At 51.5% G+C, this 12,049-nt stretch carries 10 protein-coding genes (1 of these 10 only partly in view); 1 reads left to right on the top strand and 9 read right to left on the bottom strand.

Going from position 1 to position 12,049, the window contains the following annotated elements:
- Positions 1-363 precede the first annotated feature (363 nt).
- The 4 genes from trpC to trpE all read right to left on the bottom strand — a co-directional run bounded on the left by trpC (position 364) and on the right by trpE (position 4,470).
- Positions 364-1,182 (bottom strand): indole-3-glycerol phosphate synthase TrpC, encoded by an 819-nt coding sequence (trpC, locus tag GXO76_10205; protein NOY78226.1) that lies wholly within the window; start codon positions 1,180-1,182, stop codon positions 364-366.
- A 227-nt stretch (positions 1,183-1,409) separates the two neighbouring features.
- On the bottom strand, positions 1,410-2,420 hold the full coding sequence (gene trpD / locus GXO76_10200; GenBank protein NOY78225.1) for an anthranilate phosphoribosyltransferase: 1,011 nt from the start codon (positions 2,418-2,420) through the stop codon (positions 1,410-1,412).
- Positions 2,417-3,001, bottom strand: a complete 585-nt coding sequence (locus GXO76_10195; GenBank protein NOY78224.1) for an aminodeoxychorismate/anthranilate synthase component II — start codon at positions 2,999-3,001, stop codon at positions 2,417-2,419. Before GXO76_10195 ends, trpD begins: the two co-directional genes overlap by 4 nt.
- Positions 2,998-4,470 carry an anthranilate synthase component I gene (gene trpE, locus GXO76_10190; GenBank protein ID NOY78223.1) on the bottom strand — a complete coding sequence of 491 codons (1,473 nt, stop codon included), beginning with the start codon at positions 4,468-4,470 and terminating at the stop codon, positions 2,998-3,000. The genes GXO76_10195 and trpE overlap by 4 nt, the downstream gene beginning before the upstream one ends.
- A 682-nt stretch (positions 4,471-5,152) precedes the next feature.
- Between trpE and hydE the strand changes: the two genes are divergently transcribed.
- On the top strand, positions 5,153-6,292 hold the full coding sequence (gene hydE, locus GXO76_10185) for a [FeFe] hydrogenase H-cluster radical SAM maturase HydE (GenBank protein NOY78222.1): 1,140 nt from the start codon (positions 5,153-5,155) through the stop codon (positions 6,290-6,292).
- 226 nt (positions 6,293-6,518) lie between these two features.
- Here the strand turns inward: hydE and GXO76_10180 are convergent, their stop codons facing one another.
- From GXO76_10180 to moeB, 5 genes are all read right to left on the bottom strand, one after another.
- Positions 6,519-6,896 (bottom strand): PIN domain-containing protein, encoded by a 378-nt coding sequence (locus tag GXO76_10180; protein ID NOY78221.1) that lies wholly within the window; start codon positions 6,894-6,896, stop codon positions 6,519-6,521.
- On the bottom strand, positions 6,880-7,086 hold the full coding sequence (locus tag GXO76_10175) for a type II toxin-antitoxin system VapB family antitoxin (GenBank protein NOY78220.1): 207 nt from the start codon (positions 7,084-7,086) through the stop codon (positions 6,880-6,882). Before GXO76_10175 ends, GXO76_10180 begins: the two co-directional genes overlap by 17 nt.
- A 115-nt stretch (positions 7,087-7,201) precedes the next feature.
- A complete protein-coding gene (locus GXO76_10170) occupies positions 7,202-7,522 on the bottom strand; it encodes an adenylylsulfate reductase (protein NOY78219.1) in 321 nt (106 codons plus the stop codon).
- Positions 7,515-9,203, bottom strand: a complete 1,689-nt coding sequence (locus tag GXO76_10165) for an adenylyl-sulfate reductase subunit alpha (protein ID NOY78218.1) — start codon at positions 9,201-9,203, stop codon at positions 7,515-7,517. Before GXO76_10165 ends, GXO76_10170 begins: the two co-directional genes overlap by 8 nt.
- A 28-nt stretch (positions 9,204-9,231) precedes the next feature.
- Positions 9,232-12,049, bottom strand: the 3' portion of a protein-coding gene (moeB, locus tag GXO76_10160; protein NOY78217.1) for a molybdopterin-synthase adenylyltransferase MoeB. Its footprint extends 734 nt past the window's final position; the window shows 2,818 of its 3,552 coding nt (coding positions 735-3,552); its start codon lies beyond the right edge, outside the window; the stop codon is at positions 9,232-9,234.

Here is a 12,049-nt window from a genome sequence, read left to right as displayed (position 1 = left end):
CCACCCCCTTCAAAGGGGGAGCCTGTTGGTCAAGGCTTAGGTGTAAAATTGCAATTTAAAGGTACCCGGCACGAACCCGCAAAAACATTCCATGTTGCAGCCCTCTAAAGTCTCCCTTCGAAGGGGGATTCAGGGGGATGTTCGGTCACGCCGTGCGTGTTCAGTTCCGAAATTTTCTGGCCAGTAACATTTTGCCGCCACTTATCTTTTTTGCAAGTGACTGCTTTACATCCCCCCACCCCCTTCAAAGGGGGAGCCTGTTGGTCAAGGCTTGGGTGCAAAAGTACGATTTAAATGACCCGGTACGGATCCGCAAAAACATTTCATGTTGCAGCCCTCTAAAGTCCCCCTTCGAAGGGGGATTCAGGGGGATGTTTTCTTCCTTTCTCCAGGTGTCTTCGTGGCAGAATCCTCGCGAATCTTTTGGAGAAATTCCACACGGTTCTCCCGGCGCATGAGCGATTCCCCCATCAACACGGCATCGAATCCCGCCCGGTGCAGGCGTTTCAAATCGTCCGCGCCGCGGATGCCGCTTTCGCTCACCCGGACAATCGATTCGGGGAGGCGGTTCACCAGACGCAGACTGGTGTTCAAATCCACCTGAAAGGTCTTCAAATTACGGTTGTTAATGCCGATCATCGAGGCGTCCGCCCGGAGCGCCGTTTCCAGTTCTGCCTCATCGTGCACTTCCACGAGGGCATCCAGGTGTACTGCCTGTGCGAGATGAAGAAAATCCCGCAGTTGCTCGGGAGGCAGCAGAACCGCAAGAAGCAAAACCGCTCGGGCGCCGTTGGCCGCCGCCTCGTAAATCTGGTAGGGATCGATGATAAAATCCTTCCTCAAAACGGGGCAGGAGACTTCTTCGGCGACCTCTCTTAAATGAGAGAGATGCCCCTGAAAATAGGTTTCATCCGTGAGTACCGACAGGGCCGCCGCACCGCCGGCCTCGTACTCCCGGGCAATTTGAACGGGGTGGAAATCCTGCGCGATGACGCCGCGGCTGGGCGACGCCTTTTTGATTTCCGCAATAATTTGCAGACCCTCTTGTGATCGAAACGCTCCGGGCATTTTTGGAAACGCTGCTTGTTCTGCCATCTGCCTGAGATCCGACAGGGGCAGACGCTGCTTCCGCTGAGCGATTTTAGCCCGGGTTGTCTGTACAATTTTATCCAGAATGGTCATCACTGTCCTGTAAACTTTAAATTAGACTTCTTTGAAAAAAATGCGCGCTTTCTGTTTGACTTGAAGGTCTTTCATTCGTGAATTCGTGGCAATTTTTCCCGTCGCCACTAATTCACGAATTAACAAAAATTGTTTCCTTTGTGAATTCGTGGCAATTATTTTTCCGCCACTAATTCACGAATTAACAAAAAGTCTTTCATTCGCGCATTCGCGGCTATTTTTCTCATCTAAAACGAATTAGAAGCCTCCACAAATTCCTGCAGTTTTTGAAATCCCTTCCCGGAAGTCAGAATAGCCTCCGCCTGGCGAACGCCTTCTTTCAAAGTAGCCGCCTGACCGGCCGCGTAAATGGCCGCCCCTGCATTAAGGGCGGTAACATAATAAGCGGGGCCCGGTTTGCCCTGCAGGGTTTCCCGAATGATGCGGGCGTTCTGCCGGCAGTCCCCGCCGCGAATCGCTTCAAATGGAACCCGTCTGAAGCCGAAATCTTCCGGTTCGATATCAAAACGGCGAATAGTTCCATCCTTCAATTCGATCATATGCGTGGTGTGGGAAATCGAAATTTCGTCCATGCCGTCTTCGCTGCAGAAAACCAGCACGTGTTCACTCCCGCTGTTTTTGAGGACATGCGCAATTTTTTCGGCGATATCCCGGTTAAATGCTCCGATAATTTGCCGCTTCACATTTGCCGGATTTAGCATTGGACCTAAAATGTTAAACACCGTTTTAATGCCCATTTCGCGCCGGGGCGTCACCGCAAATTTCATGGAGGCATGATAGAGGGGTGCAAACAGAAACACAATCCCGACCCGTTCCAGGCATTTCCGGGCGGCTTCCGCATCCAAATCAATTTTGACCCCCAATTCCTGCAGCACGTCGGCACTGCCGCATGTGCTGGATACGGAGCGGTTTCCGTGCTTGGCAACCGGAATGCCTGCTGCTGCCACAACCAACGCCGCCGCGGTGGAGATGTTGAACGAATGGGTGCCGTCGCCTCCTGTTCCGCAGGTGTCCACAACCCGGGCAGGGGCGGAAATAGGCACGGCTTTGTGCCGCATCGCGGAAACGAACCCGGTGATCTCGTCGACGGTTTCCCCCTTCATTTTCAGTCCCATGAGCAGACCGGCAATCTGTGACGGCGTCCATTCACCGCTCATAATCTCATTCATGGATTGATAAGCCTGATCCCGGCTTAAATCGTGCCCCTGACTCACGTGTTCAAGAATGTCACTGATCATCTTTCGTCCTCCTGTTTTACTCGTCTTAAAAAATTGGCGATCATCTCTTTGCCGTATTCCGTTAAAATCGATTCGGGGTGAAACTGCACGCCCTCCAGAAGGTACTGTTTGTGCCGGACGGCCATAATAAGCCCGTCTGCCGTTTCCGCAGAAACCTCCAGCACATCGGGCAGGGTTTTTCTGTCAATGATGAGGGAATGATAACGTCCCCCCTTAAAGGGATTTTTCAGGCCCTCAAAGATGGTTTTCCCGTCGTGGTAAATGGTGGTGTTTTTGCCGTGAACCACCTGTCCTGCCTGAACAATGCGTCCCCCGAACGCCTCTCCGATGGATTGAAGTCCCAGGCAGACGCCGAAAATCGGATAGTCGTGGTAAAGAGTGTGAATGACCTTCAGCGTGATGCCCGCTTCCTTCGGGTAGCCCGGACCGGGAGAAATAACAATCGCTTCCGGCCTGAGGGCGCGAATCGCGTCGAGTGTTATCTGGTCATTCCTCACCACCGAAATATCCCCATGGAATTCACCGATATATTGAACAAGATTGTACGTGAACGAATCGTAATTGTCGATGACCAGGATCATGTCAGCCCTCCCTCGGCAGATTCAATGGCTTTCAGAAGCCCCCTGGCTTTGTTCAGGGTTTCCTCATATTCCGAGCTCGGCACGGAATCGGCCACGATTCCGGCTCCCGCCTGAACGTAGGCTTTCCCATTCTTGACGACGATTGTCCGGATGGCAATGCACACGTCCATGGTGCGGTCAAAAGCGAAATAGCCCACGGCTCCCGCGTAAATGCCTCGCCGGGTGGGTTCCATCTCTTCAATCAGCTCCATCGCCCGGACTTTGGGTGCCCCGGACACGGTGCCTGCCGGGAAACACGCCCGAAACACATCCACGGCATCCAGTCCCTGCCGGAGCTTCCCGGTTACGGTAGAGACGATGTGCATCACGTGGGAATATTTTTCAATGATCATAAAATCCTCCAGTGTCACGCTTCCGAATTCTGCGATTCGCCCCACGTCGTTTCGCTCCAGATCAACCAGCATGATATGCTCCGCGCGTTCCTTGGGATCGGCCAGCAGGTCTTCAACCAGTGCAAGGTCTTCCGTTTCATTGCGCCCCCGTTTTCGCGTGCCTGCAATGGGTTTAACCAGAACCGTATCCCCCTCCAATTTGACAAGCGTCTCCGGCGATGCTCCCAGAAGCGTGATATCCTCCATATCCATATAAAACATGTAAGGAGACGGGTTGATCATCCGAAGGGCTCTGTAAATCTCAAATGGCGGAACGTGAATGGGCACGCTGAGGCGCTGGGACAGAACCATCTGAAAAATATCGCCCCTGTAGATGTGTTCCCGCGCCTTTTGTACACTGGTTTCGAACCGCTTCTTCTCAATATTGCTTGTGAATGCCTGCGGTTCGTGAAAGGCCGGTTTTCCGTTTCGGAGCGACGTGTTTTGGATCTTTTGAATGTTCTCTTCGATTTCCCCGACCGCTTTTTGGTAGTCGATTTTGGGATCGGCGCCGGGCTCCATAAAATGGATCAAATGGATGCGGTTCAAAAGGTTGTCGAATACAATCATATTTTGCGGGAGAAACAGATGGATGTCCGGAAGAGCCATGTCATCTTCGGATGCAGAAGGAATTTTTTCAATGTAGCGAATGGCATCGTAGCCGATGTAGCCGAACAAGCCTCCGTTGAGAAAAGGACTGTTTTCCAGTTTTCGGTGAATAAATGTGCTGAGAACCGTTTTCAGGACATCAAAGGGATTTTCCCGGTGCGTGGTGGTTTTTCCGGTAAGGGTGTTCCGGATGGTCGTGATCCCGTTTTTGCTCTGGAAGATCAGCAGCGGTGTATCGCCGATAATCGAGTAGCGGCCTCGTTGGGTGCCGCCTTCCACACTTTCCAGAAGAAACCGATAAGACTTTTGGGCGGTTTTGAGAAATGTGGAAACGGGTGTGTCCATATCGCCCATGACCTCTGCATAAGCAGAAACAAGGGGTGCCCCGTTGTACTGGCTTTGAAAGCGTTCAAACGAAATAATTTTCATGCGGAAACTCCCGTTATGAGCCATAAAAAAAGGCGCTGTGTGTTTTTTATGATCACAGCGCCTTTTGCAAAAATGGGTTCAAAAAAAACGCCGTGAATGCGGTGCATCCACGGCGATTGAGATTAAACGAAAACTGAATTTATAAAATCGTGTGGTGCACCGAAGGATACCAGATGCGCCACCACCATTTTGTCTGACCGGAAGATTTTTTTACAGGGTTTTTCATAACCTAATTGATCCTCTTTTTAATTTTCATTCAATATAAAGAGAAATTAGCCGGATGTCAAGAAAAATTTTAGCCGATCGAAAAAAATGGTTCTGATGGTTTTTTTGTGGAGAAGACACTCTTTTTGAAATATGGCCCGGTCTATTGAACCCACCCCCTGACTCCCTTATTTCAGAGAGGGGGCCGGAGGGAGGGTTAGGGATAGACTGATTCTGTTACATACTTACGAAATAAAATGTTACAAAGGGTCCATTTAGAAATATAGCAGGTTGGGACTTGTTATTTACTGCTTTGTGGCTTTGTGTTTTGGTGGCGCATGAATTTTTCAGGCTAAAAACTGATCAAAAAATTCGTGTTTCTTTAAAAGACCAAAAAAATAAAAATTCACTACATTCCTGTTGATAAAAAATAAAAATTATCATACTATAAAAATGACACGGGTGATTTTTTGTTCGGATATGCCGATTTAAACATACAGGGCAGCTTCTTAAAGTTGCATGGGATTATTCGCAAAAACGGAGACACAAGTTGACACGAGAAGAGATTATCGCTTGGTTGAAAGAAGAGGATGAGAGTCGCCTGGACGCCTTGTGGCAGCGGGCAGACAACGTGCGCAAACAGACGGTGGGTGATGAGGTGCATTTGCGCGGATTGGTTGAATTCTCCAACTATTGCGTGCGGCGGTGTGCCTATTGCGGGTTGAACGTGGAAAACAGGGAACTGACCCGCTACCGGATGTCCGAAAATGACATTCTGGCCTGTGCCCACGAAGCGGTTGACTACGGCTATGGTACCATCGTTTTACAGTCGGGAGAGGACTACGGAATAAAGACAGACTGGATGGCAAAGATCATCCTCCGGATTAAATCCGAAACACCACTGGCCGTGACACTGAGTTTGGGTGAGCGTCCGGAAGAGGATTTGCTGGCCTGGAGGGAGGCCGGAGCCGATCGCTACCTCCTGCGATTCGAGACGTCCGATCACGATTTGTATGAAAAGATTCATCCCTCTTTACCCGGACGAAAATCGGATCGGTTTGCCATGCTGCGCAGGCTCCGGGAGATGGGATACGAGATTGGCAGCGGGGTGATGATCGGTATCCCGGGCCAGAGTTACGAGATGCTGGCACAGGATATACGGATGTTTTCGGAGCTGGATCTGGATATGATCGGCGTGGGACCCTTTATTGCCCATCCGAAAACCCGGTTGGGTCATAACGGCGCCGCCCGCATCCCGGCAGAAGAACAGGTGCCTGCGATCGAAATTATGACGTACAAGGTGATTGCCCTGTCCCGAATTGTGTGCCCCGAAGCCAATATCCCCAGCACGACGGCTCTGGCCACACTGAACATTCACAGAGGCCGGGAATTGGGGCTTGCCCGCGGCGCCAACGTTGTGATGCCAAATATCACGCCGCCGGAGTATCGAATCCACTATGAAATCTATCCTGCTAAAGCCTGCATTCGTGAGACCGCGAGGGAATGCCATTTTTGTATGAGATACCGAATCACATCCATCGGCCGAAAACCCGGCGTTGGCCCCGGCAACCGAATCCGACACACGTTATCCCGCGTTAAAAGTGTGGTTATGAGTTGAGGCCGTGTGTGTTCATCGAACGGAAAAATAGAGAGAATTCGTGGAAATCTGTGCCCGAATCGGTGACAATCTGCGGTAAAAAACAAACCGCGGATTCGCGCAGATCTATTCGCGCATTCGCGGCTTACAAAAGAATTTGTAGAAATCCACAATAAGAAAAGCGGAAAAACTCAGGCTTCAAAACCGCATGCTGTTTTGTTTGGATTGAAGAAGAGGTTGGCGTACTTCATACTATTTCGAAATCGATGTGTTTATTGATTAGGCTGAAATATTTATCCAGTGTGTATAAAACCAAATTGTTCTGGATTACATTATCCAGAATGATCAGATCGGGTATCCCTATCTTATTGATTCCGTTTTGAATACAGAGAGTTTGAAGGTGGATTATATTCTGCCAATTAATATGAAGCGGAATACGGGTTATCTCATAAAGTAGCTGGATGACGCGAACTTGTTTTTTTACTTTTAGAAAGGGTACCAATTCCGCCAAAATCAAATCATTTGTACAAATAAGATTCTGATCAATATATCTGTCAAGCTTGCCTGAATTTGTACCGCTTCTGAAATAGTCAATCCATACAGAACTGTCAACCAATATGTTCATCTCTGTCTCTTACACTATTTAAATCGATGTCAAGATCAATTTTTCCCTTATAGTCCTTTAACGATTTGATTTTATCCCTTTGAATAATATTGTGAAGAGCCCTCTTGATTAGTTCCGTTTTGGTGGGAGATTTTGTTATTCTCATGGCTTCTTTAATTAAATCTTCGGGGATATCAATTGTCGTTCTCATAATGTTTCACCTCCTTTAATCTGTGCATAAGATAATAAAGATTTTATGCATAATCAAGCTATTTTATGCATATATTTCAAATGCGAATGGGTGAGGCTCACGTTTAGGACATCCCCTATTTATTTCTCGCTGGGATGCGGAACCGGTGAACGACCGTACCGTCCTGTTCGCGGAATTCCCACACCGTTTTGTTTTTAACCGGATGGCCGGTGAGTTTGGTCAGGCTTTCGTTGATCTGAAACGGCAGTTGGATGGCGATTGCCAGTCTGGGGCACGCCTTTACGCAGGCAAAGCAATCCCAGCATTCGGAAACCTCACGAATCGCGGCCTTCCCATCCGGAGCGATGTACAGAAGATCGCCCGGACAAATATCCACACATTGCGGCTGCTCCAATTGCACACAGCCATTGCACAAATTCAAATTGATATCAATCACGTGTGATCTCCCTTTTGTCATAAGGCGCGTACAGTCGGCGCTGAAACACCTCGATATCGCCGTTGGCGAATCTGGAATTGGTAAAGGCCCGGTACTCGATGTCGTTGCGCACCGGAAAATCAAGCCGGGTTTGATACGCGGGCCAGCGGGTTTCCCTGCGGGCCAGCATGTGTTCCACCAGCACCCTCGCCAACACCAATCGATCGCTCACTTCGTGCGTTTTCATCAGTTCATGCAGATTGGCCGCCGACAGGGTTTTGGTTTTGTCGCTTAAGCTGGTCAGAAGGTCTCTGGCCAACAGCAGTTTTTCCTTGTTTGTGGCATAATTCATGGAATAGCCGCCCGCATATTCATCCATAATTTTTTGCAGACGGGCTTCAACCTGCGAATGGTGCAGATTGTTTTGAACAGAAAGCGGTTGAAAGAGATCGCTCATATCGACAGTCACCGGCTCCGGCATATCCGGGGGATCGCTCAGAAAATGTTCAATGGCGATCTCGGCTTCGGCAAAACAGCCGGATATATATTTTTTGGGAGCGCCTCCGGCAACGTCCCCGGCCGCGTACAACCCCTTTAGTGTGGTTTCCCGATTTGTAGACACCCAGTAGCCCGCCATCCCGTGCCCGCCGTTGATATAAGGCTCGGAGCCGGCAACTTCCACAATTCTCCGCAATTGCGGGGGATTGCTTAGCAACTGCAGCACCAGGCAGGGTGACATATCCAGATAGCTTTTTAGCAGCCCGTCAAACTGGGCCTCATTCAGGGGCGACAAATCGATAAAACAGGGCCCGCGCCCCTGGCGATTTTCTTCCATCTGGTAGAAAAGGCGTTCGCAGGTCGTCAGCTTTCGTCCGAGCAGGGTCTCGATTTTTTTATAATAGTCCTCCCCGCGCGCATTCAACTGCCTGACGCGTGTCCCGGCCACCAGTGTGCCGGTAGGGGCGATAACATCTTTGGTTCGCAGGGCGATGAACCGCATTTCAAACGAGGTCATCTCAGCCCCGGCCCGCAGTCCCATGGCCAGTCCCGAGCCGACGTTGTACGGAGAATACCAGGTTTTTTTTCGCGCCGTTTCAGGATTTGATGGCCGATAGATGCCGCTGGCGCCTCCGGTGGCAATCAGGGTGGCCCGGCCATACGCCTGAAAGCCTTTTCCTGTTCTGAGATTGAATCCGGCCACCCCGATAACACGTCCATTGTCATTTTGAATGAGTTTGAACACGGGTGAATGATTCAGGAGTGTTACCCCCTCTGCCAGCGCCTGCTCGTAGAGAATCGGCTTCAGGCGCTCCCCCCGCATCACAATCGAACGCCTGGAGCGCTTGATGTAATCTCCGTCTGCATCCCGTGGAAATGGCACGCCGAACGATTCCAGCATGGGCACGAACGCGTTGGCGCGTTCGCCGATGCTTCGCACGAGGTCTTCGCGAACCACCTCGAACGTATCCCGTTTGACGTAATCCACATAATCGTCGACGTTCCCATCTGTCAGATACAGGTTAATGGCATTTAGTCCCATCGCCAGACACCCCGAGCGTTTGGCGTGAGCTTTTTCAATCACCAAAACCTGCAGATGCGGGGCCTTTTGTTTCAGCAAAATACCTGCCATCAAACCGGCTGTGCCGCCGCCCACCACAATCATATCTGCTTTCAGGATGTCCGGTGTGTGTTGATCAGACATTGTGTTTCTCCCGGTGCCAAGCGTATTCCTACCGGACGCGCTTAATTCTTACTTTAAAATGTTCGTTGTCATGCGGCTGGATGTCAAGGACCTCCTGCCCGTCGTTTGAAAAGCTGACCGGTACATTCCGAACCGGTTCGCCGTCGTCGAGAATAATTTCGAGAATCTCGCCAACAGGAATCTTTTCCAGTTGCAGCTTTGCCTTTACATAATTCATTGGGCAGGCCACTCCGCGGAGGTCGGCGATGTGGGCTTCGGGCACCTTTTCTTCCGCTGCGGCTGCAGGCACTTCCGGTTCGATGGTGAAATTGAGACTGCTGTCCAACGAGCGGTAAAGGGCATCAACCCGCTTTATGAGCGATTCCACCCGGCCTGCGCAATCCGCAATGGAGCTGCGATCGCCCAGTTTAAAATCCAGCAAATGATTGATTAACTCACCGTACTCGGCACGTACCCAGCCTTCTTTGATCAGATGCTTCCGAAAGGCGTCCATGATTTCGCGGTCCTTCTGAGAATCCACTCCCCGTAAAATCAATAAACTGCGCATCGCAGCGAGTGCTGCCTGGTAAAGCACAGAATCGTGATGGCTCTTCTGATACGTTTTGAATTGATCCTTCGCATGCCGGATATCGACCTGAATCACATCCATCACGCCGGCGCCGCACTCCCCGGGCCCGCGTCCGGCCAGTGAAAAATCGCTGTCCTGTCCGAAATCCTTGTAAAATAGGGGATTATCCTCATAAGACGGCAGATGGTGATAGGCTTTGATCAGGGATTTGAGCTGCCCATACCCGTCCTGTTCCACGAGATTCAGAAACGATTCCTCCCCTTTGCGCCGGGTGTTGAGTGTCAGCGCCAGCTCGCGCACGAAATCCGGAACAGCGCGGGCCGGAATGGCGCCGACCACATGCGCCAATGAGCGGCCTTCTCCCCGCCGGGACCCTGCCCACACCTTGTAATAGGGCACCAGATGCTTCTCATGCCGTTTGGCATGTCCCGAAAACGAAAGCTCGCCGATCGGATGCTGACCGCATGCATTGGGGCATCCGCTGATGAACAGTCGGGGCAGAACGGCGGCGGCATCATCCGGCAGCGCCTGCAGAACACCGTTCAGCTCAGCCGCCAGGTTGCGGGACAGGCAGAGTCCGAGTTTGCACGTGGCTGCCCCCGTGCAAACCACGGGATTTCGCGAGGGCACGGTTTCGACCAAATGATCCGGGAGATTTTTCAGGCGCTTCAAAACGGCGTCAAAGTCCTGCCCGCGAATATCGCGCAGAACCAATCCCTGGCCGTGAGCTGTCCGCAATTCAAGCCGGTACGCATCCACAATTTCCGCCAGCGCACGTGCCGTACCGGATGAAATGTCCCCCCATTTGGGGTGAAGGGTGACGGCATACAGCCCGGGCACGTTTTGAGGCGTCACAAACGGTTCGGGATGATTGATTTCTTCTCCCGTAAAATCTTGTATAAACAGAAATCGGGGCTCGACCGCTTCGATACCTTCCGCAACCACCTGATTGAACTCCTTTTGGATGAGCGAAATGAACGGCTCCTCGCCCAGACGTTCCAGTACAAAACGAAGCCGGGCTCGGGAGCGGTTCAGCCGGTCGCCGTGTCGATCGAATACGCGCTTCACTGCCTCCAGCATGTGGCACAGGTTTTCGGCCGGCAGAAAGTCCGTGATGCGCACGGACAACCGTGATGCCGCTCCCATGCCGCCTCCGGCAAAAACGGTAAATCCCGGTTTTCCGTCCTGCAGCCGGGCGATAAAACCAAGATCGGCCACCAGAGTCAGGGCACGGTCTGCTTCGCTGCCGCTAAAGGCAATCTTGAATTTTCGGGGCAAATTGAAGGAGGACCGCGACCGGATTAAATATTCAGTCGCCGCCACGGCATAAGGTGTTACATCAAAGGGTTCGTCGGGCGCCACACCGGCAAGCGGGTCTACCGTCACATTTCGAACCGTGTTTCCGCCGCCCCCGCGGCACACCAGCCCCACGTCCAGCAGTTGGTCAACCAGATCGGGGGCATTTGGCATCAGGACATTGTGGATCTGAATGTCCTGCCGTGTGGTCAGGTGCAGGCGGCCGTCACCGTATCGGTCAGTGGCCTCGGCCAGCGTTCGAAGCTGCCGGGTCGTGATCACACCGGCCGTAATGCGGACGCGGGCCATAAATGTCTCTTCCTGGCGCTGTTCGTAAAATCCCATCGGTACCCGATAGGCCCGAAAACGGATGGCATCCTCATGGCCTTCCAGATATCTTTGCACCTTTTGCCGGAAGGCTTTCACATCCTCAACAACGGTGTCCGGGAGGATCAGCTGGTTCGGTGAGGGTTCATCCACAATTTCTATCGGGACGTTTGTAAATGTCTCGTCGTCGATTTTTCTGAAAGCCCTTATCTCGGGTTCTGCTTTGGCCAGAGAAAGGACAAAATAAATGACATCGGGATCGGCGGCCAGGCGCTTGTCTTCTTCTGACAGGCGCGCCGGCGTTGCCGGATGGCTGTGTATCACGCCAATCTGTTGCAAGCCCCGCCTGCGCAAATCCCGGATTATGGCGAACTGCTGTCTCGAATCCATGAAAAAGTGTTCCGGACTTTGGTCCCGATTCGTTGCGGCATAGTAGGCAGTGATGTGGTCTCCGATTCCCCCAAAAATGCCACAGCTCTCAATCGGCAAGTCCCGTCTGGCGCGTTCCAGGCATTCCGTGTAAATGGTTTTGGGTAGATAAATCATTCCTTTTTCTCCGCTAAATTTTCTCGTTTTCTGTTTTCCGCAAATCGCACAAGGGCGGCATTTCATCGTATAATCGGGTAATAATCGGTTCCTCGCCGCAGATCGGGCA

It is taken from the genome of Calditrichota bacterium (assembly GCA_013151735.1).
GTDB lineage: Bacteria > Zhuqueibacterota > JdFR-76 > JdFR-76 > BMS3Abin05 > BMS3Abin05.
Note: the sequence above shows the minus strand (reverse complement) of the source record. Positions and strands in the feature narration are given on the sequence as shown.

Coding starts and splice junctions, on each gene's coding strand:
- trpC (NOY78226.1), bottom strand. CDS start 1,182: ATGACCATTCTGGATAAAATTGTACAGACAACCCGGGCTAAAATCGCT.
- trpD (NOY78225.1), bottom strand. CDS start 2,420: ATGATCAGTGACATTCTTGAACACGTGAGTCAGGGGCACGATTTAAGC.
- GXO76_10195 (NOY78224.1), bottom strand. CDS start 3,001: ATGATCCTGGTCATCGACAATTACGATTCGTTCACGTACAATCTTGTT.
- trpE (NOY78223.1), bottom strand. CDS start 4,470: ATGAAAATTATTTCGTTTGAACGCTTTCAAAGCCAGTACAACGGGGCA.
- GXO76_10180 (NOY78221.1), bottom strand. CDS start 6,896: ATGAACATATTGGTTGACAGTTCTGTATGGATTGACTATTTCAGAAGC.
- GXO76_10175 (NOY78220.1), bottom strand. CDS start 7,086: ATGAGAACGACAATTGATATCCCCGAAGATTTAATTAAAGAAGCCATG.
- GXO76_10165 (NOY78218.1), bottom strand. CDS start 9,203: ATGTCTGATCAACACACACCGGACATCCTGAAAGCAGATATGATTGTG.